We start from the raw sequence: 23752 nt of genomic DNA on the forward strand, positions 1-23752 counted from the left end.
CGCTGCCTGAGCCGGAGCCTCAGTCGCCCACGTCTTCCGCTTGACGCGCGGCCGCCGCCGCGCGTTCGGACTCGCTGGACACACATTCGCCCCGCACCGCCGCCGCCGGCACCAGGTACCAGGTGCGGCGGTTGGCGATGCCGGCCATCTCGATCCGCGCCCGGTCGATGCACGCCTCCAGCGCGTCCTCCTGCACCAGCAGCCAGCGCGTCCGCGGCGCCTGCGCCTGCCAGGCCACGCCGCGGCGCAGCTGTTCGTCCCAGGGCACCTTGAAGCCGAACGTGGCCGCCGGCCGGTCGGCCATCAGCAGGTTCTGCTCCTTCCACGCCACCAGGCCCAGTTCCGCGTCCGGACCGATGCGGCGGCCGGCGGCGGCCATCAGCCCGCGCGCCGAGCTGGCGTCGTTGAGCACCGGGTAGCCGACCAGGCCGTACAGCACCCACAGGCCGGCCAGGGTCGCGAACAGCGCCACCACCGCGCGGCGGCGGAAGGCCAGCAGGCAGCCCAGGCCCCACATGCCGACGGCCAGCAGCATCCAGCCGCCGGCGCGGATGCCGTCAGGATCCAGGCCGCGCTGCGTGCGCAGGCGTTCGGCCAGGGACCCGTCGCCGGCCAGCACCGACAGCCCGCCGCCGAGGACCAGCAGGACCACCAGCAGCGCCAGCGCGCGCAGCAGCCAACCGGCCCAGCGCCGGCGCAGCAGGCCCGGCAGCAGCGGGGCCAGCGCCAGGCACATCATCGGCAGCGCCGGCATGATGTAGACGTCACGCTTGCCGTCGGGAATGGAGAAGAACACCAGCAGCAGTCCCCACCAGGCCAGCGGCAGCAGGTAGCGCGCATCGCGCCGGCGCAGCCGCCGCCACCAGGCCGGCAGCGCCCACGGCAGCGCCAGCGCCGGCGGGATCCACATGGTGGCGATCACGCCCAGGTGGTACCACGCCGGCTGGTGGTGGTCCCAGGACTGCGAATAGCGCTTGACGGTCTGCCGGAACAGGATGTCGTGCAGGTAGGCGCGGTACTCGGGCAGGTCCCTGGCCAGGGCCGCCGCCACCACCGGTACCAGCCACAGGCCCACCGCCAGCAGGAAGGCCAGCGGCCCCAGCCAGAAGCGCGCGTCGCGCGCGTGCACCCTCACCCCCGGCCAGCCGCGCAGCGAGGCGACCGCCGCCGGCAGGGCCATCAGCAACGCCAGCGCGCCCACGCCCTTGGTGATGGTGCCGATGCCGGCGAAGAACCAGCCCAGGGTCCACCAGCGCCAGGCCGGGCCCAGCAGCAGGTGGCGCAGCAGCCCGTAGTTGGCCAGGGTGATGAAGCAGGTCACCAGCGGGTCGATCTGCGCCTTCTTCGACTGCCAGGTGAACTGGAAGGCGAACAGCACCGCCCAGGCCGCATACAGGCCCACACGCCGCGTCCACAGGCGCCGGCCCAGGTCGTACACGCACCACAGCGTGCCCAGCGCGGCCAGCAGAGAGGGCAGCAGGAAGGCCACCCGCCAGTTGCCCAACACGGTGTAGAGCGCGGCCTGCAGCCACATCAGCATCGGCGGCTTGTCCGAGTACAGCTCGGTGCCGCGGTGCGGGAACAGCCAGTCGCCGCTCTCCACCATCTGCCTGGCGACCAGGGCGAAGCGCGGCTCGTCGGCCGGCCAGGGATCGCGCAGGCCCAGGCCGGCGCCGATCACCAGCAGCGCAGTCAGCAGCAGCAGCGCCAGATCACGCGCCGCCGGGGTCGGGGAGGGGGAGCGCATGGACGGATGATAAGCGCATGGACGGATGATAGTCGCGCCTCAGGTGGCCTTGCGCAGGCGGGCATAGAAGAAGCCGTCCATGCCGTCCTCGCCGGTCAGGCGCTGCCGGCCCGGACCAGCGGCATGGCCGAAGGCCTCCGGCAGGGGATCGGGCCGCGCGTCGGGCGTGCGGGCCAGGAAGGCCTCGATCTGGCCGGCGTTCTCCTCCGGCAGGATCGAGCAGGTGGTGTACAGCAGCACCCCCCCCGGGCGCAGCAGCGGCCAGGTGGCGTCCAGCAGGCGCGCCTGCAGCGCCACCAGCGGGGCCAGGTCGCTCTCGCGCCGGTGCAGGAGGATGTCCGGCTGGCGGCGCACCACGCCGGTGGCCGAGCACGGCGCGTCCAGCAGGATGGCGTCGAAGGTGAAGCCGTCCCACCACAGCGCCGGGGCGGTGGCGTCCACCGGACGCAGCTGCACGCGCCCGGCGGTGCCCTCCAGCAGGCCGGCGCGGCGCAGGTTGTCCTCGACCCGGGCCAGACGGCGCGGATCCACATCCAGGGCCAGCAGCTCCAGCTGCGGATCGCGCTCGAGCAGGTGCGCGGCCTTGCCGCCGGGCGCGGCACAAGCGTCCAGCACGCGCGCGCCCGGCTCCGGCGCCAGGGCGTCGGCGGCCTGCTGGGCCGAGCCGTCCTGCACCGAGACCAGGCCCTCGTCGAAACCCGGCAGCGCCGCCACCGGCAGCGGATGCTCCAGGCGCAGAGCGTCGGGCAGGCGCGGATCGGTCTCCGCAGCGATGCCGGCCTCGGCCAGGCGCGCGCGGTAGGCCTGCGGCGTGGCCAGGCGGCGGTTGACCCGCAGCCACATCGGCGCCGGCCGCGCGCTGGCGGCGAACACCGCCGCGGCCTGCTCCGGCCAGGCAGCGCGGACACGTTCTTGCAGCCACTGCGGCCAGGTCCCGGCCGGATCGGCCTCGGGGATGCCCTCGCGCTGGGCGCGGCGCAGCAGGGCGTTGACCAGGCCGGCCTGGCGCGGCCGGCCCAGCGCGCGCGCCGCGTCCACGGTGGCGGCCAGGGCCGCGTGCGCCGGCAGCTGCAGCGCGTCCAGCTGCGCGCAGCCGGCCAGCAGCAGGGCCAGCAGCGGCCCGTCGGCCGGGCCGGGCGGCTTCTGCAGCCAGCCGCGCACCGCGGCCTGGTAGCGATGGCGGCCACGCAGGGCGGCGAACACGATCGCCTCCAGCAGCGCGCGGTCGCGCGGGTCGGACAGCTGCGGCAGGACCTCGGCCAGCTCCGACTTCAGCGAGCGGTCGCGGTGCACCACCGCGTCCAGCACCTGCGCCGCGCGCACGCGCACCGCCACGCCCGGCGCGGTGGGCCGGGACGGGCGCGCGGTGCGGGGACGGGGCGGACGCTGCGGCTGCATCGGCTCACACCGCCAGGTCGCGGCGCGCGTTGAGCCAGTCGGCCGCGGTGATGGCGCGGCCGCCGTCGCGCTGCACCGTGCGCAGGCGCAGCACGCCCTGGCCGCAGGCGATGTCGATGCCCTCGCGGCTGGCGCCCAGCAGGGTGCCCGGCGCCGCGGCGTGGTCCAGGTCCAGGGCGGTGGCGGCGTGGATGCGCAGGCGCTCGCCGGCCACCCGGGCCTCGGCCACCGGCCAGGGGTGGAAGGCGCGCACGGTGCGCGCCAGCTCGGCCGCCGGGCGGCTCCAGTCCAGGCGCGCCTCGGCCTTGTCCAGCTTGTGCGCGTAGGTCACGCCCTCCTCCGGCTGCGGCCGCGGCACCGGACGGATGCCGGCGCGCAGCAGGCCCAGGCCGTCGGCCAGCACCTGCGCGCCCAGTTCGGCCAGGCGGTCGTGCAGCTGGCCGCCGGTCTCCTCCGCGCCGATCGGCGTGCGCCGCTCCAGCAGCACCGGGCCGGTGTCCAGGCCGGCCTCCATCTGCATCAGGCACACGCCGGTCTCGGGGTCGCCGGCCTGGATGGCGCGCTGGATCGGCGCGGCGCCGCGCCAGCGCGGCAGCAGCGAGGCGTGCACGTTCCAGCAGCCGAAGCGCGGGATCTCCAGGACCGCGCGCGGCAGGATCAGGCCGTAGGCCACCACCACCATCAGGTCCGGCTGCAGCGCGCGCAGCTGTTCCCGGGCGGCGGCATCGCGCAGGGTCTGCGGCTGGAACACCGGGATCCCGCGGGCCACGGCCTCGCGCTTGACCGGCGAGGCGGCCAGGGCGCGACCGCGGCCGGCCGGGCGGTCGGGTTGGGTGTAGACCGCGACGACCTCGCCGCGGGCGGCGGCGGCGCGCAGGGAGGGCACCGCGAATTCCGGGGTACCGGCAAAGACGGTTCTCATGGCAGGCGGAAAGGCGGGCGGGAACGGGAGCCGTGGCGGACGCCTGGCGCGGCGGCCGGAGGGCGCGGACGCGTCGGACCGGCACCCGGCCGTGCCGGCGCCCTGCCCCCTGCCGGGCCCGCCGGCCGGGCGGCTCAGGCCGCGTGCCGGCGCTGCTTGGCCAGCTTCTTGCGCACCATCTCGCGCTTGAGCGGCGAGAGGTAGTCCACGAACAGCTTGCCGTCCAGGTGGTCGATCTCGTGCTGGATGCAGGTGGCCAGCAGGCCCTCGGCCGCCAGTTCCTGCGGCTTGCCCTCGCGGTCCAGGAAGCGCACGGTGATGGTGTCGGCGCGGGTCACGTCGGCGTAGATGCCCGGCACCGACAGGCAGCCCTCCTGGTAGACCCGCTGGCCCTGGCGGGCCACGATCTCCGGGTTGATGAACACCATCGGCGCGGACTTGTCCTCGCTGACGTCGATGACCATGAAGCGCAGGTGGCGGTCCACCTGGGTGGCGGCCAGGCCGATGCCCGGGGCGGCGTACATGGTCTCGAACATGTCGTCGACCAGGCGCTGGAACTCCGGAGTGGTCACCTGCTCCGGCTCGACCGGGGCGGCCCGGGTGCGCAGGCGCGGGTCGGGGAACTCGAGGATGGGCAGCAGGGCCATGGCGGACTCCGAGAGGGGGCGGGACGGGACCCGACCCGGGCAATTCTACCGCGCTTGCGTGTACAGTGGCCCAATTTCTGCACTATAGTCGCCGCACCTGTTGGGGAATCAGGCGGATCGCACCATGCTCACTCGTCTCCGGACGGTCCTGGCCGTCGCGATGCTGACCGTCGCCACCTATGCCGTGGCCGTCGAATCGGCCGGCAGCCATCCCGAAACCTACGTGGTCCGCAAGGGCGACACCCTTTGGGACATCGCGGCCCGTTTCCTGAAGAAGCCGTGGCTCTGGCCGGAGATCTGGCAGGCCAACCCGCAGGTGGCCAACCCGCACCTGATCTACCCGGGCGACGTGCTCTCGCTGGCCTACCTGGACCGCGTGGCGGTCGAGCCCGGCCCGCGCGAGGAGGCGCCGATCGGCGCGATCCCGCTGGCGGAGATCGAACCGTTCCTGAAGAACCTGCGCGTCACCGACTCCTTCGAGCACCTGCCCTACGTGGTCGGCTTCGAGGACAACCGGCTGCGCGCCGCCGTGGGCCAGGTGGCCTACGTGAAGGGCCTGGAAGGCGCCCAGCCCGGCCAGCGCTACGCGGTGGTCCGCCCGACCGTGCGCTACGCCCTGCCGCGCACCTTCCAGGACCTGGATCCCGCCGGCCGGCCCACCGCCGGCGAGGGCAACCTGTGGAAGGATTACGTGCCGCCGACCGGTCGCAACGAGTTCCTCGGCTACGAGCTGGCCCAGGTCAACGTCGGCACCGTGGTCCGGGTTCCCGCCGGCGAGGTCACCGTGGCCACGCTGCGCCTGGACGACCAGGGCGGCCGCGAGGTGCGCGCCGGCGACCGCCTGATCCCGGTCGAGCCGCAGCCGTACGACCTGCAGTTCTTCCCGCACGCTCCGGCGGCCATGCCGGAGGACGTGCGCGTGCTGGCCGTGGCCGACGCCTTCAGCGCCGGCGGCCCGCGCGACGTGGTGGCCCTGTCGGTCGGGCGCCTGGACGGTGTGGACAACGGCACGGTGTTCTCGCTGTGGCGCCCGGGCCGGCACATCAACGATCCGACCCGGCGCGTGCGCACCTCGCGCCAGGACGACCGCTTCACCGGCGGCGACGAGACCCTGCCGGAGGAGTACGCCGGCCACGCCATGGTCTTCCGCACCTTCGACAAGGTCAGCTACGCGCTGGTCATGGACGGGGTCAAACCGGTGGGCGTCGGCTACGCGGCGCGCCATCCCGACGCCGAGTAACCGCGGAAAACTCCTACACACGCCTGCGACGGCGCCCGAGGGCGCCGTCGCCGTTTCCGGGCCAGCATCGGCGCGATGCCCGCCCCCGCCGACCCCGTCCCCCTGCTGCGCGTGCTGCTGGCCGGCGGCCCTTCGGCGCCACGCCGGGCCTGGCTGGAAGCCGGCCCGGACGCCCCGCCGCCGCCGGCGCTGGCACCGCGCCTGGCCATGGTGCAGCCGCGCCAGATCGAACGCTGCCTGGCCTGGCTGGCGCGTCCCGGCCACCACCTGCTCGGCTGGAACGACCCGCGCTATCCGGCGCTGCTGCGGCTGGTCCCGCAGCCGCCACCGGGCCTGTTCGTGGCCGGCGACCCGGACCTGCTGTGGCGGCCGGCGCTGGCCGTGGTCGGCAGCCGCGCCGCCAGCGCGGCCGGCCGCGACAACGCCGCCCTGTTCGCCCGCGCCTTCTGCCGGGCCGGCCTGGCCGTGGTCAGCGGCCTGGCCGCCGGCATCGACGCGGCCGCGCACCAGGCCGCCCTGGCCTGCGGCGGCGCCACCGTGGCGGTGCTGGGCACCGGCCCGGACCGGGCCTACCCGCGCGCCCACGCCGCCCTGCTGGAGCAGGTCGCCGCCGAGGGTGCCGTGGTCAGCGAGTACCCGCCTGGGACCCCGCCGCGCGCCGGCCACTTCCCGCGCCGCAACGGCATCATCGCCGGCCTGGCGCTGGGCACGCTGGTGGTGGAGGCCGCGGCCCGCTCCGGCGCCCTGGTCACGGCCCGCCTGGCCGCCGAGGCCGGGCGCGAGGTGTTCGCCCTGCCCGGCTCGATCCACCTGCCCCAGGCCCGCGGCTGCCATCGCCTGATCCGGGACGGGGCCCTGCTGGTGGAAACCCCGGAGGAGGTCCTGGCCGGTATCGCCCCTCTGGCCGGGCCCCTGGCCCGCACCCTGGCGCCGCGGGAGCAGGCCCCGGCGCGGCCCGGCGGGCCGGCCGCCGTTCATGCGGACGCCGGGTCCGACCACGACAGGTTGTGGCAGGCCCTGGGTCCGGACCCAACGCCTATGGATGTCCTGGTGGAGCGGACCGGATTGACGGCCGCCACCCTGTCCTCCATGCTGCTGTCCATGGAACTGGATGGGCGGGTCGCGGTCGAGCACGGCCGCTATGCGCGCAGGCCCACCGGCGGCGGTACGGTCGCCTGAGGCGACCACCCCGCCCGTGGTTCCTCCACCCTACGGCGCCCTCGCGGGCGCAGGCCGAGGGCCATGAAAGAAAGCATCCTGGACGTCCTGCTCTACCTGTTCGAACACTACATCGCCGAAGACGCGGACACCCTGCACGACCGCGATCCACTGCAGCAGGGCCTGATCGAGGCCGGCTTCACCCCGAGCGAGATCGCCAAGGCCTTCGACTGGCTCGACGCCCTGGCCCAGCAGCGCCCGACCGCCGCCGACCCGCGCGTGGACGGGCCGGTGCGCGTGTTCCACGGGCCGGAGCTGGACAAGCTGGACCTGGAGTGCCGCGGCTTCCTGCTGTTCCTGGAGCGGCACGGGGTGCTCGACGCACAGCAGCGCGAGCTGGTGATCGACCGCGCCATGGCGCTGGACCAGGACACCCTGGACCTGGACGACCTGAAGTGGGTGGTGCTGATGGTGCTGTTCAACCAGCCCGGCGCCGAGGCCGCCTACGCCTGGATGGAAACCCAGATGTTCGGCGAGGAGCCCGAGCCGGTGCACTGATCCGGTCCGGGTGCCCCCGCTTCCCCGGCCCGTGCCGCTTCGGTTAACGTGCCCCGGTTCCACGGGGAAACGGTAATGGACCACTGGTATTACGCCACTGCCCACGGGCAGCGGCGCGGGCCGGTTTCGGCCACGGACCTGAAGGCGCTGCTGGCCGCCGGCGGCATCACCCGCCAGACCCTGGTCTGGCGCGAAGGGTTGCCGCACTGGTGTCCGCTGGCCGCCCAGGCGGCCGCGCTCGGCCTGCCGCCGCCGCTGCCGGCCGCCTCCGCCCCGCCGGCCGGACTGCCACGCGCGGCCCTCATCGCCCTGGCCGTGGTGGCGGGGCTGGTGGTCCTGGCCGTGCTGGGCGGCGTGGGCGCGGCCTTCGGCATTCCCGCCTACCGCGACTACCGCCTGCGCGCCCACGCCGCCGCGGCCGTCGCCGAGGCCAGCGGCCACCAGGCGGCCGTGGCCGCCTTCGTCGGGGCGCAGGGGCGCTGCCCGGAGAACGGCGACCCCGGCTTCGGCGCGCCGGAGGAGCACGCCGGCGGCCACCTGGCGCGGGTCCGCTTCGGCCGCTTCCCCGGCACCGGGCGCTGCGGCCTGCAGGCCGTGATCGCCGCCCCCGGCCAGGCGCCTCTGGACGGCATGCGCATCTGGCTGGAATACGACGAGGCCGGCGCGGCCTGGGAATGCTCCTCCCAGGTGGACGACCGCTACCTGCCGCCGCGTTGCCGCGGCTGACAACGATGCAACCCAGGGGATGACAGCATGAACAAGTGGTATTACGCCGACGCGCAGCGCCGCCAGATCGGCCCCGTTCCCGCCTCCGAGCTGGTCCAGCTGCACCAGGCCGGGCAGGTCGACGACGCCACCCTGGTCTGGCGCGAAGGCCTGGCCAACTGGCAGCCGCTGGGCACGGTGCGCGCGGAGCTGGGCCTGGAAGCCCCGGTCCCGCCCGCGCCCGAGGCCGCGCTGCCGCCGGCCGACGCCGCGGCGCCGGCGGCCATGGCCGCCACGGCCCCGGCCGTGCTTTCCCCCGGCGCGGACGATGTGGTCTACGCCGGGCTGTGGAAGCGCGTGGCCGCCAGCCTGATCGACAGCCTGGTGACCTCCACCATCACCTACGCCGCGGCCATCCCCCTGTTCCTGGTCTACGGCGTCAGCACCACGGCGCTGTTCGGCCTGCGCGACCTGCAGGACGGCCCGCCGCTGGCATTCTGGGCCGTGTACTACCTGCTCGCGCTCGGCCTGCCGGCGCTGTATTTCGCCTGGATGCACTCCAGCAGCACGCAGGCCTCGCTGGGCAAGATGGCGGTGGGCGTGAAGGTGGTGCGCGGCGACGGGCAGCCGGTGGGCTTCGGCCGCGCGCTGCTGCGCTACCTGGCCTACCTGCTGATCTGCATGCTCACCTGCGGCCTGGGCGCGCTGGCCAGCGCCCTGGTGGTGGCCTTCAGCGCCCGCAAGCAGGCCCCGCACGACATGATGTGCGACACCCTGGTGGTGGACCGTTGGGCCTTCACCCCGTTCCCGGAACGCCAGCAGCGCGGCCTGGGCACGGTGACCATCGTGGTGCTGGCGGTGTTCGGCCTGCTGACCCTGGGCACGCTGCTGGTGATGGGCCTGGTCATCGGCGCGCTCGTGGCCCACGGCTGAACCGTCCCCGCCCTGGCCACGCTTGACAGCCCCGGCCGGGGCGTGATTCACCTATAAAATAGAACGCTGCCTGCGCCCGGGGGGGTCTCCCCCGGGCGTCGGCATCTCTGGCGCAGCGCAAAACCGGCGCCGCCGCCGGCTCCGGGGCCCGGCCCCGCCCCCACCAGACACGGACATGCCCAAGCACCTGCTCATCGTTGAGTCGCCGGCCAAGGCCAAGACGATCAACAAATACCTCGGCAAGGACTTCACCGTCCTGGCCTCCTACGGGCATGTGCGCGACCTGGTGCCCAAGGAAGGCGCGGTGGACCCGGAGCACGGCTTCGCCATGCGCTACGAGCTGATCGACAAGAACGAGAAGCACGTGGAGGCCATCGCCAAGGCCGCGCGCGAGGCCGAGGCCGTCTGGCTGGCCACCGACCCGGACCGCGAGGGCGAGGCGATCAGCTGGCACATCGCCGAGATCCTGAAGGAGCGCGGGCTGCTCGACGGCAAGCCGCTGCACCGGGTGGTGTTCACCGAGATCACCCCGCGCGCGATCCGCGAGGCCATCGCCCAGCCGCGGCAGATCGCCGCCGAGCTGGTGGACGCGCAGCAGGCGCGCCGCGCCCTCGACTACCTGGTCGGCTTCAACCTCTCCCCGGTGCTGTGGCGCAAGGTGCAGCCGGGCCTGTCGGCCGGCCGCGTGCAGTCGCCGGCGCTGCGCATGATCGTCGAGCGCGAGGAGGAGATCGAGGCCTTCCAGGCGCGCGAGTACTGGACCATCGCCGCCGAGCTGGCGCACCCGGCGCAGCCGTTCTCCGCCAAGCTGGTGCGCCTGGACGGGCAGAAGTTCGAGCAGTTCACCATCACCGACGGCGAATCGGCCGAGGCCGCGCGCCTGCGCATCCAGCAGGCCGCCGGCGGCGCCCTGCACGTCACCGACGTGGCCAGCAAGGAGCGCAAGCGCCGCCCGGCCCCGCCGTTCACCACCTCGACCCTGCAGCAGGAGGCCTCGCGCAAGCTCGGCTTCACCACCCGCAAGACCATGCAGGTGGCGCAGAAGCTGTACGAGGGGGTGACCCTGGGGGAGGAGGGCACCGTCGGCCTGATCACCTACATGCGTACCGACTCGGTGAACCTCTCGCAGGAGGCGCTGGCCGAGCTGCGCGACGTGATCGCCCGCGACTTCGGCACGCAGTCGCTGCCGGACCGTCCGAACTTCTACCAGACCAAGTCCAAGAACGCGCAGGAGGCCCACGAGGCGATCCGCCCGACCTCGGCGCTGCGCACCCCGGCGCAGGTGGCCCGCTACCTGACCGAGGACGAGCGCAAGCTGTACGAGCTGATCTGGAAGCGCGCGGTGGCCAGCCAGATGGTGCCGGCCACGCTCAACACCGTGTCGGTGGACCTGGCCGCCGGCAACGAGCACACCTTCCGCGCCACAGGCACCACGGTGGTGTTCCCCGGCTTCCTGGCCGTGTACGAGGAAGGCAAGGACACCCGCAGCGCCGAGGACGAGGACGAGGGCCGCAAGCTGCCGGCGCTGCGCCCGGGCGACCGGGTGCCGCTGGACCGCATCCACGCCGACCAGCACTTCACCCAGCCGCCGCCGCGCTACACCGAGGCCGCACTGGTCAAGGCGCTGGAGGAGTACGGCATCGGCCGGCCGTCCACCTACGCCTCGATCATCCAGACGCTGCTGATGCGCAAGTACGCGGAAATGGAAGGCCGCGCGCTCAAGCCCACCGACGTGGGCCGCGCGGTGAGCAAGTTCCTCTCCAGCCACTTCACCCGCTACGTGGACTACGACTTCACCGCGCGCATGGAGGACGAGCTGGACGCGGTCTCGCGCGGCGAGGAGTCCTGGGTGCCGGTGATGGAGAAGTTCTGGGGCCCGTTCAAGGAGCTGGTCGAGGACAAGAAGCAGTCGCTGGACCGCACCGACGCCGGCAGCGCCCGCGTGCTGGGCGTGGACCCGAAGACCGGCAAGGAGGTCAGCGCGCGCATCGGGCGCTTCGGCCCGATGGTGCAGATCGGCACGGTCGAGGACGAGGAGAAGCCGCGCTTCGCCTCGCTGCAGCCGGGCCAGAGCATCTATTCCATCACCCTGGAGGAGGCGCTGAAGCTGTTCGACATGCCGCGCGTGCTGGGCGAGAGCAACGGCCAGCAGGTCAGCGTCGGCATCGGCCGCTTCGGCCCCTTCGTCAAGCGCGGCAGCACCTACGCCTCGCTGAAGAAGGAGGACGATCCGTACAAGATCGACCTGGCCCGCGCCGTGGCGCTGATCGAGGAGAAGGAGGAGATCGCGCGCAACCGCGTGATCAAGGAATTCCCCGGCAGCGACATCCAGGTGCTCAACGGCCGCTTCGGCCCGTACATCAGCGACGGCAAGCTCAACGGCAGGATTCCCAAGGACCGCGACCCGGCCTCGCTGACCCTGGAGGAGGTGCAGCAGCTGCTGGCCGAGACAGGCAAGCCGGCACGGCGCGGCTTCGCCGCCAGGAAGACCGCGGCGAAGAAGGCCGCCGAGGCCAAGGCCCCGGCCAAGAAGGCGGCGAAGAAGGCCACCACCAAAACCGCGACGAAGAAGGCCGCGGCCCGGAAGACCACGGCGAAGAAGGCCACCGGCAAGGCCGCGGACGCGGCCGCCGACGACGCGCCGCCATTCTGAGGCCACGCACCGGACCGGCAACGCCCATGGACACGCCACTGACACCCGCCGCCGCCGCCCCGCTGCTGCATGACGGGGCGGTGCTGGCCTACCCGACCGAGGCGGTCTGGGGCCTGGGCTGCGATCCGCGCAACGAGGCCGCGGGACTGCGCCTGCTGCAGGTCAAGCAGCGCCCGGCGGAGAAGGGCCTGATCCTGGTGGCCGCCGACCTGGACATGCTGCGTCCCTGGCTGGACCTGGAGGCGCTGCCAGGCGACCGCCTGGCCGGGATCCTGGCCGGCTGGCCCGGCCCCCACACCTGGATCATGCCGGCCGCCGCCGGCGCTCCGCGCTGGATCACCGGCGCCCACGAGGGCATCGCCGTGCGCGTGTCCGCCCACCCGGTGGTGGTGGCGCTGTGCCGCGCCTTCGGCGGACCGCTGGTGTCCACCAGTGCCAACCTCGCCGGGCGGCCACCGGCCCGCTCCCGCGCGGAGCTGGACCCGGCCGTGCTGGCCCGGGTGGACGGCGTGGTGGAAGGCGAGACCGGCGGCCTGGAGCGGCCCACGCCGATCCGCGTGGCCCGCGACGGCCGCGTGCTGCGGACCTGAGCGCCCGCCACGCTAGGATGGCCCCACGCCAGGAGGCCACCATGCCCTCGATCCCGCCCGCCCGCCGCGGCGCCATCCCACCGTCCGGGCACACCCTGCCCGGTCTGGCACTGGCCGCCCTGCTGCTGGCCGCGCCGGCGGCGGCGCAAACGGCGTCCGGACCGGAACCGGACCAGGACAGCGTGACCATCTACCGCTGCAGCGACAGCCAGGGCCGCCTGCTGGCGCTGCGCGATTCGCCGTGCCGGCCGGGCGAGCGCCAGGAGCTGGTGCGCATGCAGCGGCCACAGGATCCGCCGCCGCAGCCGGCCCGGCCCGCGCCCGCCGCCACGCCGGCGCCCGCGCCCGCGCCCGGGCGCGAGGTGCGCATCGTCACCGTGCAGGCGCCCCAGCCCATGTACGAATGCACCGCCCCGGACGGGACCACCTACCTGAGCGGCACCGACGCCGGCAACGCGCGCTGGGTGCCGTTCTGGGCGGTGGCGTATCCGCACCGCCCGCATCCGCGGCCACCCGCCCCGCCGCCCGGCGGCGGGCATGCGCCCCCGGCCGGGCCGCGGCCGCCGCACACCGGCGTGGTCGTGCCCGCCGGCGGCACCTGGGTGCGCGATCCCTGCGTGCTGCTGCCGCCGGAGGAGCTGTGCCGGCGCCTGCCCGACCGCCGCTACGAGATCCTGCGCCGCTACCACGACACCACGCCGTCCGAGCGCCAGGCCCTGGACCGCGAGCAGCGCGACATCGACATGCGCATGCAGGCCAGCTGCCCGGGCTACTGAGCGCCGCTCACCCCGACCAGGGAATGCTCAGCGCCACCAGCAACAGGAACAGCGCGAACACCCTGCGCAGCGCCCGGCCGCTGATCGCGTGCGCCAGGCGCGTGCCCCACGGCGCGGCCAGCACCGAGGCCGCGGCCACGCCCAGCGCCGCCGGCAGGTAGACGTAGCCCACCGCGTGCTGCGGCAGCGCGCCCGCCGGCGCGTGCAGGGCGTAGCCCAGCGCGCTGGCCAGGCCGATGGCCCCGCCGCAGGCGCTGGAGGTGCCCACCGCGCGCACCGGCTGCACGCCGCGCCAGACCAGCAGCGGCACGGTCATGCTGCCGCCGCCTATGCCGACCACCGCCGAGAGCGCGCCGATGCCGGTTCCGGCCACGGTCAGCGGCCAGCCGCGCGGCGGCGCCACCCCGCTGCCGTCGGCCGGTGCACGGGTGCGGCCGAAGCCGATCTGCCAGGCCGCCACCAGACAGTAGCCCGCCACGATCCATCGCAGCGCCGTCCCGTCCAGCGCCACCGCCAGGTCGCTGCCCAGCCAGCCGCCGAGCAGCATGCCCGGCACCAGCCAGGCCACCGTCGGCCACAGCACGCTGCCGCGGCGCGCGTGCGCGCGCGCCGAGGACAGCCCGGTGAGCACGATGCTGGCCAGCGAACTGGCCAGGGCGGCGTGCATGGACGCTTCCGGCGGGATGCCGAACAGCGGCAGCATCCACGCCAGTGCGGCGATGATCACCAGACCGCCGCCGATGCCCAGCAGCCCGGCGAGCACGCCGGCCACCAGGCCCAGCAGCGGGAACAACAGGTAGGACAGCAACGACACCGGCAAAGACTCCTGCGCGAGGCGCGCCGGCCGCCGGGGCGCCACGTGGCCGCCTCGTCACGGCCATTCAGGCGCGTTGGGTATATTCGACCGCATGTCGCCCCCGGCCGCCATTCCGTTGTTCCCCCAGCGTCTGCGCCGGCCGTGGCTGGCAGGGCTGCTGGCCCTGCTGCTGCCCCTGTCCGCGACCGCACAGGGCGTGCCGGTCGATCCGGCGCGCGATGCAGCCATGCGCGAGGCCATCGCCGCCGCCCAGCGCGGCCGCCTGGATCCGGCGCGCGCCGAGGCGTTGCGCCAGGACCCGCGCTGGCCCTGGCTGGAATACGCGATGCTGGCGTACGACCTGGACAACGCCGACCCGGCGCGCGTGCGCGGCTTCCTGCAGCGCTACGACGGCCAGGCGGTGGCCGCCACCCTGCGCGCGCAGTGGCTGGCCTCGCTGGCCCGGCGCCAGCGCTGGAGCGAGCTGCTGGCCGACTGGCGACCGGTCGAGGACCCGGCGCTGCGCTGCGCGCGTCTTAACGCCCTGCACGCGCTGGACCGCGTGGACGCGGCCTGGATCGCGGAGGCGCGGGAGCTGTGGCGCAGCGGCAAGTCCAGGCCCGATGCCTGCGACGCCACCTTCGCCGCCCTGGCCGCGCGCGGCGGCCTGGACGACACCCTGCGCTGGGAGCGCTTCGATCTGGCCGTGGCCGAGGGCGAGACCGGCGTGGCGCGCGCGGCCACCCGCGGCCTGGCCGAACCGGCGCGGCGCCTGGCCGATGCCTACATCGCCTTCCTGCAGGCGCCCGACACCCGCGTCTCCGCCTGGCCGCGCGACGCACGCAGCCGCAAGGTCGCGGTGGCCGGCCTGGCCCGCCTGGCGCGCAAGGATCCGGACGCGGCCGAGCGCCTGCTGGGACAGCTGGCGCCGACCCTGCACCTGGACGAGTCCGAACGCGGCCAGGTGCTGTACGCCATCGCCCTGTGGACGGTGGCCTCGTACCTGCCCGGATCGGCGCGGCGGCTGGCGGCGGTGCCGGAGTCGGCCTACGACGAGCGCCTGCACGAGTGGCGGGCGCGCGAGGCCATCGCCCGCGGCGACTGGCGCGCGGCGCTGGATGCGCTGCGGCGGATGCCGGAGAAGCAGCGCGCCGATCCACGCTGGCAGTGGTTCCAGGCACGCATCCTGGAGAAGCTCGGCCAGGCCGCACAGGCCCGCCCGCTGCTGGAGCAGGCCGCGCGCACGGCCACCTTCCACGGCTTCCTGGCCGCCGACCGCCTGGACCGGCCCTATGCGCTGTGCCCGTGGCAGCCGGACGATCCGCCCGCGCTGCGTGCCGAGGTGGCGCGCGACCCGGCGCTGGTGCGCGCGCTGGCCCTGTACCGCATCGACCAGGCCGGCTGGGCGGTGCGCGAGTGGAACGACGCGCTTTCGCGCTTCGACGACGCACGCCGCCGCGCCGCCGTGGCCCTGGCCCAGGAGCACGGCTGGTTCGACCGCGCGGTGTTCTCCCTGGGCAGGCAGCCGGAGGAGCAGCGCCTGTACACCCTGCGCTTCCCGCTGCACCACGACGCCGACATCCGCGCCGCGGCGCGCCGCCACGGCCTCGACCCGGCCTGGATCGCCGCCGAGATCCGCGCCGAGAGCATCTTCAACCCGCGCGCGCGCTCCAGCGCCGACGCCCGCGGCCTGATGCAGCTGCTGCCGTCCACCGCCGCCGGCGTGGCGCGCCGCCACGGCCTGGCCTACAACGGCCCGGACAGCCTGTACGAGCCCTCGCTCAACATCGCCCTGGGCAGCGCCTACCTGCGCGAGATGGAGGACAAGTACGGCGCCACCTACCAGGCCATCGCCGCCTACAACGCCGGCCCGACGCCGGTGGCGCGCTGGCTGGCGCAGCGCCCGTCGCACGACCCGGACCTGTGGATCGAGACCATCACCTACAAGGAGACCCGCGACTACGTGGCGCGGGTGCTGGCCTTCAGCGTGATCTACGACTGGCGCCTCAACGGCGACGCGCTGCCGGTGAGCCAGCGCCTGCTGGGCATCACCCAGGGCCGGCGCAAGGGCTTCGCCTGTCCGGACCCGGAGCCGTAGGCCGTCCAGCCCGCCTTCTTCCTGCGGCGAGAAGCCCCGCACGCCGACGCGGCCCGGCCACGCGCTACGATGCCACGCATGGAAACCTATCTCGTCGGCGGCGCGGTCCGTGATGAACTGCTCGGGCTGCCGCCGGGCGACCGCGACTGGGTGGTCGTGGGCGCCACCCCGCAGCAGATGCTCCAGGCAGGCTTCCGCTCCGTGGGCCGCGACTTCCCCGTGTTCCTGCACCCGGAAACCGGCGAGGAGTACGCGCTGGCGCGCACCGAGCGCAAGAGCGGACGCGGCCACCGCGGCTTCGTGGTGGACGCCGATCCCTCGGTGACCCTGGAGCAGGACCTGCAGCGGCGCGACTTCACCATCAACGCCATCGCCCGCGCGCCCGATGGCACCCTGGTCGACCCCTGGGGCGGCGTCGCCGACCTCGAGGCGCGCGTGCTGCGGCATATCGGCCCGGCCTTCGCCGAGGATCCGCTGCGCGTGCTGCGCGCGGCGCGCTTCATGGCCCGCTTCGCGCCGCTGGGCTTCACCGTGGCCCCGGAGACGCTGGCGCTGATGCGCCGGATGGCCGCCAGTGGCGAGCTGGAGACGCTGGTGGCCGAGCGCGTCTGGCAGGAGCTGCGCAAGGCACTGGCCTCGCCGCGGCCCTCGGCCTTCCTGGCCACGCTGCGCGCCTGCGGCGCGCTGGCGGTGGTGCTGCCGGAGGTGGACGCGCTGTACGGCGTGCCGCAGCGGCCCGAATACCACCCCGAGGTGGACACCGGCCGCCACCAGGAACTGGTCAGCGACATGGCCGCGCGCCTGGCCCCGGGCGACGACCTGGTCGGCTTCGCCGCCCTCACCCACGACCTGGGCAAGGCCCTGACCCCGGCGCACGTGCTGCCGCGGCACATCGGCCATGAAAGCGCCGGGCTCAAACCGCTGGCGGCGCTGTGCGAGCGCCTGCGCGTACCCGTGGCGCACCGGCGCCTGGCCGAGGCGGTGTGCCGCGAGCACCTGAACGTGCACCGCCTGGCCGAGCTGCGCGACGCCACCGTGCTGGAGCTGCTGGAGCGCTGCGACGCCTTCCGCCAGCCGCGGCGCATCGCCCAGGTCGCCCTGGCCTGCGAGGCCGACAAGCGCGGCCGCCTGGGCCACGAGGAGGATGCCTACCCGCAGGGGCCGGAGCTGTGCCGGCTGCACGCCGCCGCCGCCGCGGTCAACGCCCGCGACCTGGCCGGGGCAGGCCGGCTGTCCGGGCCGGAGATCGGCCGCGCCGTGCAGCGCGCGCGGATCGAGGCCATCGCCCGCGCCCGCACCCTGCGCCGCCCCCCGTAGCCGCCCGGCGCCGGCACAGGCCGCCGGCGCGGTGTCGATTCCGCCGCCCTCCGCCCGTCGCCAGGACAGGCGGGCCGCTCCCGGCCCGCCATCGGCAGGGAGGAGACAACGATGGCCTACGTGGATGGTTTCGTGATCCCGGTGCCGCAGGCGCGGCTGGCCGACTACCGGGTGGTGGTGTTCTCCTGGATCCGCTACCGCTCGCGCGCGCACCGCGACCGGGTCAACGCCAGGGTCATGGCCGACCCGCGCCTGCAGCGCATGGCCGCATCCGACATGCCCTTCGACGGCAAGCGCATGTTCTTCGGCGGCTTCAAGCCCATGGTCGAGTTCTGACCCGGGAGGCCGCCATGCGCGTGATGGTGCTGGTCAAAGCCACGCCCAGCTCGGAGTCCGGCGTGCTGCCGGACCGGCAGCGGCTGGCCGAGATGGGGCGCTACAACGAGGCGCTGGTGAAGGCCGGCATCCTGCTGGCCGGTGCGGGCCTGCAACCCAGCGCCCGCGGCGTGCGGGTGCGGTTCTCCGGCAGCGCGCGCAGCGTCAGCGACGGCCCGTTCCCGCACACCGGCGAGCTGGTGGCCGGCTTCTGGCTGTGGCAGGTGCGCTCGCTGGAGGAGGCGATCGAATGGGTGCGCCGCTGCCCCAACCCGATGCCGGAGGACAGCGAGATCGAGATTCGCCCGCTGTACGAGGACGAGGACCTGGAGCGTGCGCTGGCGGTGGAAGGTGACGGTGGATGAGGCGCACGTCCAACGCCGTCCGGTCGCGGCGCCGCGTCAGCCGGTGCCGCGCGCCTGCGCCGGCAGCACCACGATCAGCAGCGTGGCCAGCGGCCCGATGAAGAGCGAGCCCAGCCACCAGCCCAGGCCCCTGCGGCCCTTGCACTGGGCCAGGCCGGCGTTGATCAGCGACAGCGTGCCCCAGCCGACGAAGAATCCGGAACCGGCTTCCATGGTGCCTCCGCGAACGTGTGCAGCGGCGATTGTGCGTGGTGCCGGGCCCGCGCGCCACGCCGCGGCGCGCTCAGCCGCCGCCGGCGCGCTCCCAGGAGGCCACCGGGCCGGGCCGCACCCGGAACAGCGGATGGCAGCGCGGTTCGGCCACCCCGCGCCAGCGCTCCAGCACCTGCGGGCTGCGCACGGCCAGCTTGGCCTGCAGGTGGCGCCATTCCAGCGCCAGCTGGCCGGTGGCCACCGGGATGGGCGCCGCATCGGCCGGCGGCCCGAGCCTGGCCGCGTCGAAGGCGTAGCCACGCCGCGCGGCCTCGGCGTGCACCGCGGCCAGGTAGGCGCGGATGGCCGCCACGGGCCGGGGATGTTCGCGGAAACGCTGCAGTTGCGGGTGCCGGGTATAGCCGCGCGTGCGCCCTTCCAGCACCGCCAGCGCCAGCAGCGCCTCGCGCCACAGCGCCACCAGGCCCTTGCCGTCCAGGTAGCACGGATGCAGCGACCACAGTCGCACGTTCTCCTCCCCGATGGCCGGCTCGTCCACCCGCTTGTCCATGCAGCGGACGTGGCGCAGTGGCGGAGCGGCGATCCCTTCCACGCGCACGCCGCTCACCCGGCCCGCCCGCCGCCGCGCGGGTCGGCTGGCCGGATGGTAGCGCCCCGGCCGTGGCCGGGCGTGATGGCCGGCGCGGGCGGGTGGGTCAGCCCACCCTGCCCAGGGACAGCGCCTTCAATGCGGCCAGCCAGCCGGCCAGGGTCAGCAGATGCCGGCCATGGTTGGCGGCCCTCCACTGCGCGAGCGTGGCCTTCACCTCGGCCTCGGGCAGGCCGTCGGCGCCCATCAGCCGGGCCATGGTCGGGATGAAGTAGCCGAAGGTGGCGATGCGCTCGACCAGGACGATGCACGCGGCGGCCAGCAACCAGCCGCGCACCGGCGCGGGCGACCACCAGCCGGCGAAGAACGCGGCCAGGGTCAGCAGGGTCAGCGGCACCGTGGTCACGTACACCCAGAACATCAGGCCGGTGTTCGGCCACTGCCGCGTCGGCAGCCCGGCCCATCGCGGCACCACCACCCGCGCCTCGTACAGGCCGGCGCCGAAGGCGATGCCGAGATTGATGACGAACAGCCAGAGAACGGTTTCCTTCCACATGGCACTTAACGAGAAAGACCTGGAATCCGCCCCCCCGTCCCCCCGGCGTGGCGTTGCCCGGAGGCGGCCCGCGCCGGCGCGGCCAGGGAGCGCCCAACCCTACCGGACCGGTGTCCGCCCATGCCTGAATCCTCCTTCACGCCTCGGCGCCGCGCTTGCCGCGGGCCGGCGCCGGGGCTGTGATGCGGGCATGGCCCCGCATCCGCACCAGGCCGACATCCACCGCACCATCGACGCCGTCTGGCGCATGGAGTCGGCGCGCGGGATCGCCGGCCTGGTGCACATCGTCCGCGACGTGGGCCTGGCCGAGGAGCTGGCCCAGGACGCGCTGGTGGCGGCGCTGGAGAAGTGGCCGGAGGACGGCGTGCCGGACAACCCCGGCGCGTGGCTGATGACCACCGCGCGCAACCGCGCCATCGACCGGCTGCGCCACCTGAAGCTGCGCGAGGAGAAACACCTCCAGGTGGCCTGGGAACTGGAGCAGATGCAGGAGGAGGCGGCGCGGCGCCACGAGCAGCTGCTGGACGACGCGGTCGGCGACGACGTGCTGCGGCTGATGTTCATCGCCTGCCATCCTGTGCTGCCGCAGGAATCGCGCGTGGCCCTCACCCTGCGCCTGCTCGGCGGCCTGGAGACCGGCGAGATCGCCCGCGCCTTCCTCGCCAACGAGGCCACCGTGGCCCAGCGCATCGTCCGCGCCAAGCGCACCCTCGCCGAGGCCGGGGTGCCGTTCGAGATCCCGCGGCGCGAGGAGCTGCCCGAACGCCTGGCGGCGGTGCTGGGCGTGATCTACCTGGTCTTCAACGAGGGCTACGCCGCCACCGCCGGCGACGACTGGATCCGTCCGGCGCTGTGCGAGGAGGCCATGCGCCTTGGCCGCGTGCTGGCCGGGCTGATGCCGGAGGAACCGGAGGTGCATGGCCTGGTGGCGCTGATGGAGCTGCAGGCCTCGCGCCTGCACGCGCGCACCACGCCCGACGGGCGTCCGGTCCTGCTGATGGACCAGGACCGCTCGCGCTGGGACCGGTTGCTGATCGGCCGCGGCCTGGCCGCGCTGGAGCGCGCCGAACGCCTGGCCGATCCGCCGGGACCCTACACGCTGCAGGCGGCCATCGCCGCCTGTCACGCGCGCGCGCTGACCGCCGCCGAGACCGACTGGGCGCGGATCGTGGCGTTGTACGACGCGCTGCTGCGCTGCCTGCCCTCGCCGGTGGTGGCGCTCAACCGCGCGGTGGCGGTGTCCATGGCCGCAGGTCCGGAAGCGGCGCTGCCGCTGGTCGATGCGCTGCTGGACGAGCCCAAGCTGTCCAGCTACCACCCGCTGCCCAGCGTGCGCGGCGACCTGCTGTTCCGGCTCGGCCGCCTGCACGAGGCGCGCGCCGAGTTCGAACGCGCCGCCGGGCTGACCGCCAACGCGCGCGAACGCGAGCTGCTGGTCGCGCGCGCGGCGCGCTGCCTGGAGATGGCCGCGGCCGCGGGCTGAAGCGGCCGCGGCGCCCAGATCCGCAGGTGCCAGCCGGACCGGTCCATGGCGCGCGCCACCAGCCACCAGAAGCCGGTGAAGGCCGGGGCGAAGGCCAGCGACGGCAGGTACGGCCCGACCGCGGCGCCATCCACGCGGCGAAGCCGTGGCGGTACAGCGGCTCCCCGGCGCCCCACGCGGACAGCACGTACACCATCGCCGCCGAATCCGTGTAGTCGCCCGGAGTGTTGACCGGCAGCATCGCGGCCACGGTCAGCCCGCGCAGGGCGTCGGCCGGGGTGTAGCGGGTCACGCCACCACCGGCACACCGCCGATCCAGGTCCGGCGCACCGTCAGGGCGTCGTCCAGCAGCACCAGGTCCGCGCGCAGGCCCGGCGCGATGCGGCCCATGCGGTCGTCCACGCCGAGGAACTGCGCCGGATAGGTGGAGGCCATGCGCGCCGCCTCGGCCAGCGGCAGGCCCAGCAGGTGCACGCAGTTGCGCACCGCGGTGGCCATGTCCAGCGCCGAGCCGGCCAGGGCACCCTCGGCGTTGCGCACCACCCCGTCCACCGCGGTGATGGTCTGCCCGTACAGCTGGAAGCTGGGGCTGTCGGCGCCGACCATGGGCATGGCGTCGGTGACCAGGAACAGCTTGCCGCGCGGCTTGGCCGCCAGCGCCGCGCGCAGGCTGGCCGGGTGCACGTGCACGCCGTCGACGATGATCCCGCACCAGCTGTCGCGGTCCTCCAGCGCCGCGCCCACCGCGCCCGGCTCACGCCCCTGCAGCGGCGACATGGCATTGTACAGGTGGGTGAAGCCGCGCACGCCGGCGTCCAGGCCGGCGCGGATCTCCTCGTAGCTGCCGTTGGTGTGGCCGGCGCAGACGATGGCCCCGCGGCGCACGAGGCTGCGGATGGTGTCCAGCGGCACGCGCTCGGGCGCCAGGGTGACGAGGGTGATGCCGTTGTCCAGCGCGGTGGCCATGGCGACCTCGGCCTCGTCCGGCACGCGGAACTTGCCGGCGTCGTGCGTGCCCTTGCGCGCCGGCGCCAGGTACGGGCCTTCCAGGTGGATGCCCAGCACGCCCGGCACGCCGATGGCGATGGCCTGGCGCGCGGCGCGTACGGCGCGCTCCATCACCTCGGCCTCGTCGCTGATCAGGGTGGGCAGGAAGGCGGTGGTGCCGAAGCGGATGTGCGCGCGGCCGATGGCGGCGATGCCTTCCGGCGTGGGGTCGTTGTTGAACAGCACGCCGCCGCCGCCGTTGACCTGCACGTCGATGAAACCCGGCAGCAGGAAACCGCCGTCCAGGTCCAGGCCCTGGTCCGCGTCCGCATGCTCCGGCGGCACCAGGCCGGCGATGCGGCCGTTCTCCACCAGCACCGCGACGTCGTCGCGGAAACCCTCGTCGGTCAGGACCCGGGCGTTGGCCAGCGCCACTGTCGTCATCACACCGTCTCCGTGACCTTGTCCAGATGCGGGGGCACGTCCGGATTGTGCCCCCGGCGCCGGGCCCGCGCACCCTCCACGCCGTACGCGACGGCCCGGCTCGGCGGCGTTGACACCCGCCCCCCTCGCCCCGAGACTGCCTGCCGCCCTGCCCATAGCGCCGGCCACGGTGCCCGCGACCCACGGAAATCCGCTTGAGCCCCGCCGCCCTGTCTGCCAGCGCCTCCCTCCTCGCCGCCGACGTCGGCGGCACCCATGTGCGCATGGGCCTGGTCGAGGCCGGTGCGGACGGCACGCCACAGGTGATGGCCTATGCCAAGTATCGCTGCACGGACCATCCGGGCCTGGACGCAATCGCCGCCGAGTTCCTGGCCGATCTAGGCAACCCGGCGGTGGAGGTGGCGGTGATCGCCAGCGCCGGCCACGTGCTGGAGGACGGCACGCTGATCGCCAACAACCTGCCCTGGCCGCTGGTGCCGGCCGCGCTGCGTGCGGCCTTGGACCTGCGCGGGTTGTACCTGCTCAACGACTTCGCCGCGCTGGCGCATGCGGTCGGCCGCCTGGGTCCGGCCGAGCTGCTGCGGCTGTCCGGCCCGGCACAGGGCACGACCGGCCCGTTGCTGGTGCTGGGTCCGGGCACCGGCCTGGGTGCGGCACTGTGGGTCCCGCACGCCGGCCGCGGCCTGGTGCTGCCCACCGAGGCCGGCCAAGCCATGCTCGCCGCCGCCACCGACCTGGAGCTGGAACTGCTGCGGCGGCTGCGCGGCCCGGACCGGCACGTGCCGGTCGAACGGGCGCTCTCCGGCCCCGGCCTGCTCAACCTCTACCGCGCGCTGTGCGCGCTGCGCGGCCCCGACCCGGTGCATGCGCAGCCGGACGCGGTTACCGCCGCGGCGCTGGACGGTGGCGAGCCGCTGGCACGCCAGGCGCTGGAGGTGTTCTGCGGCCTGCTCGGAGGTGTCGTGGGCGACCTGGCCCTGGTGTATGGCGTGCAGGGCGTATACCTGGCTGGCGGCATCCTGCCACGGATCGCCGGTTTCCTCGCCGGCAGCAGCTTCCGCGAGCGCTTCCTCGACAAGGGGCCGATGCGCCCGGCGCTGGAGCGGGTGCCGGTACGGCTGGTCGAACACGGCCAGCTGGGGGTGCTCGGCGCCGCCTGCTGGTACCTGGACCAGGCCGTGCCGCGCTGAGCGCGCCCGCAC

Annotated in this window: 23 protein-coding genes; 14 read left to right on the forward strand and 9 right to left on the reverse strand. The window is 74.5% G+C overall.

The features are described from left to right. Window positions 1-19: 19 nt before the first annotated feature. The 4 genes from CR938_RS02695 to def form a co-directional block, all read right to left on the reverse strand. Window positions 20-1747 (reverse strand): ArnT family glycosyltransferase, encoded by a 1728-nt coding sequence (locus CR938_RS02695; RefSeq protein ID WP_162123537.1) that lies wholly within the window; start codon window positions 1745-1747, stop codon window positions 20-22. A 39-nt stretch (window positions 1748-1786) separates the two neighbouring features. Further along, window positions 1787-3145, reverse strand: coding sequence for a 16S rRNA (cytosine(967)-C(5))-methyltransferase RsmB (gene rsmB / locus CR938_RS02700; RefSeq protein WP_162123538.1), 1359 nt, complete (start codon window positions 3143-3145; stop codon window positions 1787-1789). Between the two features lie 4 nt (window positions 3146-3149). Next, the gene (fmt, locus tag CR938_RS02705) at window positions 3150-4067 is read right to left on the reverse strand and encodes a methionyl-tRNA formyltransferase (protein ID WP_162123539.1); all 918 of its coding nucleotides are present in this window, start codon (window positions 4065-4067) and stop codon (window positions 3150-3152) included. 134 nt (window positions 4068-4201) lie between these two features. Next, window positions 4202-4714: a peptide deformylase gene (gene def / locus CR938_RS02710; RefSeq protein ID WP_162123540.1), complete on the reverse strand. Its 513-nt coding sequence runs from the start codon at window positions 4712-4714 to the stop codon at window positions 4202-4204. 124 nt (window positions 4715-4838) lie between these two features. On the opposite strand from def, the gene CR938_RS02715 reads away from it, so the two are divergent. The 8 genes from CR938_RS02715 to CR938_RS02750 all read left to right on the forward strand — a co-directional run bounded on the left by CR938_RS02715 (window position 4839) and on the right by CR938_RS02750 (window position 13327). Further along, a complete protein-coding gene (locus tag CR938_RS02715) occupies window positions 4839-5954 on the forward strand; it encodes a LysM peptidoglycan-binding domain-containing protein (RefSeq protein WP_162123541.1) in 1116 nt (371 codons plus the stop codon). A 75-nt stretch (window positions 5955-6029) separates the two neighbouring features. Next, complete coding sequence (dprA, locus tag CR938_RS02720; protein WP_162123542.1) at window positions 6030-7133, forward strand: DNA-processing protein DprA; 1104 nt, start codon at window positions 6030-6032, stop codon at window positions 7131-7133. Between the two features lie 63 nt (window positions 7134-7196). Beyond that, window positions 7197-7670: a DUF494 family protein gene (locus tag CR938_RS02725; protein WP_162123543.1), complete on the forward strand. Its 474-nt coding sequence runs from the start codon at window positions 7197-7199 to the stop codon at window positions 7668-7670. A gap of 75 nt (window positions 7671-7745) precedes the next feature. Then, window positions 7746-8396, forward strand: a complete 651-nt coding sequence (locus CR938_RS02730; protein ID WP_162123544.1) for a GYF domain-containing protein — start codon at window positions 7746-7748, stop codon at window positions 8394-8396. Between the two features lie 27 nt (window positions 8397-8423). Beyond that, entirely contained in the window at window positions 8424-9308 is an 885-nt protein-coding gene (locus tag CR938_RS02735) for an RDD family protein (protein WP_162123545.1), read from the forward strand. Between the two features lie 175 nt (window positions 9309-9483). After that, a complete protein-coding gene (locus tag CR938_RS02740; protein WP_162123546.1) occupies window positions 9484-11961 on the forward strand; it encodes a DNA topoisomerase I in 2478 nt (825 codons plus the stop codon). 26 nt (window positions 11962-11987) lie between these two features. Next, the gene (tsaC, locus tag CR938_RS02745; RefSeq protein ID WP_162123547.1) at window positions 11988-12551 is read left to right on the forward strand and encodes an L-threonylcarbamoyladenylate synthase type 1 TsaC; all 564 of its coding nucleotides are present in this window, start codon (window positions 11988-11990) and stop codon (window positions 12549-12551) included. Window positions 12552-12592: 41 nt separating this feature from the next. After that, window positions 12593-13327: a hypothetical protein gene (locus CR938_RS02750; RefSeq protein ID WP_170296513.1), complete on the forward strand. Its 735-nt coding sequence runs from the start codon at window positions 12593-12595 to the stop codon at window positions 13325-13327. Between the two features lie 7 nt (window positions 13328-13334). Here the strand turns inward: CR938_RS02750 and CR938_RS02755 are convergent, their stop codons facing one another. Next, on the reverse strand, window positions 13335-14141 hold the full coding sequence (locus tag CR938_RS02755) for a sulfite exporter TauE/SafE family protein (RefSeq protein WP_246190942.1): 807 nt from the start codon (window positions 14139-14141) through the stop codon (window positions 13335-13337). A 94-nt stretch (window positions 14142-14235) separates the two neighbouring features. Between CR938_RS02755 and CR938_RS02760 the strand changes: the two genes are divergently transcribed. The 4 genes from CR938_RS02760 (at window position 14236) to CR938_RS02775 (ending at window position 18278) form a co-directional block, all read left to right on the forward strand. Next, a complete protein-coding gene (locus CR938_RS02760; RefSeq protein ID WP_162123548.1) occupies window positions 14236-16221 on the forward strand; it encodes a transglycosylase SLT domain-containing protein in 1986 nt (661 codons plus the stop codon). A 78-nt stretch (window positions 16222-16299) separates the two neighbouring features. Further along, window positions 16300-17538, forward strand: a complete 1239-nt coding sequence (locus CR938_RS02765) for a multifunctional CCA addition/repair protein (RefSeq protein ID WP_162123549.1) — start codon at window positions 16300-16302, stop codon at window positions 17536-17538. Window positions 17539-17649: 111 nt separating this feature from the next. Then, a complete protein-coding gene (locus CR938_RS02770) occupies window positions 17650-17874 on the forward strand; it encodes a DUF1428 domain-containing protein (protein WP_162123550.1) in 225 nt (74 codons plus the stop codon). Between the two features lie 14 nt (window positions 17875-17888). Continuing rightward, window positions 17889-18278 carry a YciI family protein gene (locus tag CR938_RS02775; RefSeq protein WP_162123551.1) on the forward strand — a complete coding sequence of 130 codons (390 nt, stop codon included), beginning with the start codon at window positions 17889-17891 and terminating at the stop codon, window positions 18276-18278. Between the two features lie 36 nt (window positions 18279-18314). Here the strand turns inward: CR938_RS02775 and CR938_RS14370 are convergent, their stop codons facing one another. The 3 genes from CR938_RS14370 to CR938_RS02785 all read right to left on the reverse strand — a co-directional run bounded on the left by CR938_RS14370 (window position 18315) and on the right by CR938_RS02785 (window position 19636). Beyond that, window positions 18315-18491, reverse strand: a complete 177-nt coding sequence (locus CR938_RS14370) for a hypothetical protein (RefSeq protein WP_170296514.1) — start codon at window positions 18489-18491, stop codon at window positions 18315-18317. Window positions 18492-18561: 70 nt separating this feature from the next. Next, entirely contained in the window at window positions 18562-19041 is a 480-nt protein-coding gene (locus tag CR938_RS02780; protein WP_246190943.1) for a pyrimidine dimer DNA glycosylase/endonuclease V, read from the reverse strand. Between the two features lie 145 nt (window positions 19042-19186). Next, window positions 19187-19636 carry an anthrone oxygenase family protein gene (locus CR938_RS02785; protein WP_162123552.1) on the reverse strand — a complete coding sequence of 150 codons (450 nt, stop codon included), beginning with the start codon at window positions 19634-19636 and terminating at the stop codon, window positions 19187-19189. A 190-nt stretch (window positions 19637-19826) separates the two neighbouring features. On the opposite strand from CR938_RS02785, the gene CR938_RS02790 reads away from it, so the two are divergent. Further along, entirely contained in the window at window positions 19827-21119 is a 1293-nt protein-coding gene (locus tag CR938_RS02790) for an RNA polymerase sigma factor (RefSeq protein WP_162123553.1), read from the forward strand. Between the two features lie 288 nt (window positions 21120-21407). Here CR938_RS02790 and nagA read toward each other — a convergent pair whose 3' ends face one another. After that, the gene (gene nagA / locus CR938_RS02795; protein WP_162123554.1) at window positions 21408-22550 is read right to left on the reverse strand and encodes an N-acetylglucosamine-6-phosphate deacetylase; all 1143 of its coding nucleotides are present in this window, start codon (window positions 22548-22550) and stop codon (window positions 21408-21410) included. 194 nt (window positions 22551-22744) lie between these two features. Here nagA and CR938_RS02800 point away from each other — a divergent pair, with 194 nt between their 5' ends. Next, on the forward strand, window positions 22745-23740 hold the full coding sequence (locus CR938_RS02800; protein ID WP_162123555.1) for a glucokinase: 996 nt from the start codon (window positions 22745-22747) through the stop codon (window positions 23738-23740). Window positions 23741-23752: the final 12 nt, after the last annotated feature.

The sequence above is a fragment of the Pseudoxanthomonas taiwanensis genome (genome assembly GCF_010093135.1).
Lineage (GTDB): Bacteria > Pseudomonadota > Gammaproteobacteria > Xanthomonadales > Xanthomonadaceae > Pseudoxanthomonas > Pseudoxanthomonas taiwanensis.

What these genes read in the sequence shown, in the direction of transcription:
- CR938_RS02695 (WP_162123537.1), bottom strand. Translation starts at nt 1,747, where the DNA reads ATGCGCTCCCCCTCCCCGACCCCGGCGGCGCGTGATCTGGCGCTGCTG.
- CR938_RS02760 (WP_162123548.1), top strand. Translation starts at nt 14,236, where the DNA reads ATGTCGCCCCCGGCCGCCATTCCGTTGTTCCCCCAGCGTCTGCGCCGG.
- nagA (WP_162123554.1), bottom strand. Translation starts at nt 22,550, where the DNA reads ATGACGACAGTGGCGCTGGCCAACGCCCGGGTCCTGACCGACGAGGGT.
- CR938_RS02770 (WP_162123550.1), top strand. Translation starts at nt 17,650, where the DNA reads ATGGCCTACGTGGATGGTTTCGTGATCCCGGTGCCGCAGGCGCGGCTG.
- CR938_RS02725 (WP_162123543.1), top strand. Translation starts at nt 7,197, where the DNA reads ATGAAAGAAAGCATCCTGGACGTCCTGCTCTACCTGTTCGAACACTAC.
- CR938_RS02735 (WP_162123545.1), top strand. Translation starts at nt 8,424, where the DNA reads ATGAACAAGTGGTATTACGCCGACGCGCAGCGCCGCCAGATCGGCCCC.
- CR938_RS02785 (WP_162123552.1), bottom strand. Translation starts at nt 19,636, where the DNA reads ATGTGGAAGGAAACCGTTCTCTGGCTGTTCGTCATCAATCTCGGCATC.
- def (WP_162123540.1), bottom strand. Translation starts at nt 4,714, where the DNA reads ATGGCCCTGCTGCCCATCCTCGAGTTCCCCGACCCGCGCCTGCGCACC.
- dprA (WP_162123542.1), top strand. Translation starts at nt 6,030, where the DNA reads ATGCCCGCCCCCGCCGACCCCGTCCCCCTGCTGCGCGTGCTGCTGGCC.
- tsaC (WP_162123547.1), top strand. Translation starts at nt 11,988, where the DNA reads ATGGACACGCCACTGACACCCGCCGCCGCCGCCCCGCTGCTGCATGAC.
- rsmB (WP_162123538.1), bottom strand. Translation starts at nt 3,145, where the DNA reads ATGCAGCCGCAGCGTCCGCCCCGTCCCCGCACCGCGCGCCCGTCCCGG.
- CR938_RS02750 (WP_170296513.1), top strand. Translation starts at nt 12,593, where the DNA reads ATGCCCTCGATCCCGCCCGCCCGCCGCGGCGCCATCCCACCGTCCGGG.
- CR938_RS02730 (WP_162123544.1), top strand. Translation starts at nt 7,746, where the DNA reads ATGGACCACTGGTATTACGCCACTGCCCACGGGCAGCGGCGCGGGCCG.
- CR938_RS02740 (WP_162123546.1), top strand. Translation starts at nt 9,484, where the DNA reads ATGCCCAAGCACCTGCTCATCGTTGAGTCGCCGGCCAAGGCCAAGACG.
- CR938_RS14370 (WP_170296514.1), bottom strand. Translation starts at nt 18,491, where the DNA reads ATGGAAGCCGGTTCCGGATTCTTCGTCGGCTGGGGCACGCTGTCGCTG.
- fmt (WP_162123539.1), bottom strand. Translation starts at nt 4,067, where the DNA reads ATGAGAACCGTCTTTGCCGGTACCCCGGAATTCGCGGTGCCCTCCCTG.
- CR938_RS02715 (WP_162123541.1), top strand. Translation starts at nt 4,839, where the DNA reads ATGCTCACTCGTCTCCGGACGGTCCTGGCCGTCGCGATGCTGACCGTC.
- CR938_RS02775 (WP_162123551.1), top strand. Translation starts at nt 17,889, where the DNA reads ATGCGCGTGATGGTGCTGGTCAAAGCCACGCCCAGCTCGGAGTCCGGC.
- CR938_RS02780 (WP_246190943.1), bottom strand. Translation starts at nt 19,041, where the DNA reads ATGGACAAGCGGGTGGACGAGCCGGCCATCGGGGAGGAGAACGTGCGA.
- CR938_RS02790 (WP_162123553.1), top strand. Translation starts at nt 19,827, where the DNA reads ATGGCCCCGCATCCGCACCAGGCCGACATCCACCGCACCATCGACGCC.
- CR938_RS02765 (WP_162123549.1), top strand. Translation starts at nt 16,300, where the DNA reads ATGGAAACCTATCTCGTCGGCGGCGCGGTCCGTGATGAACTGCTCGGG.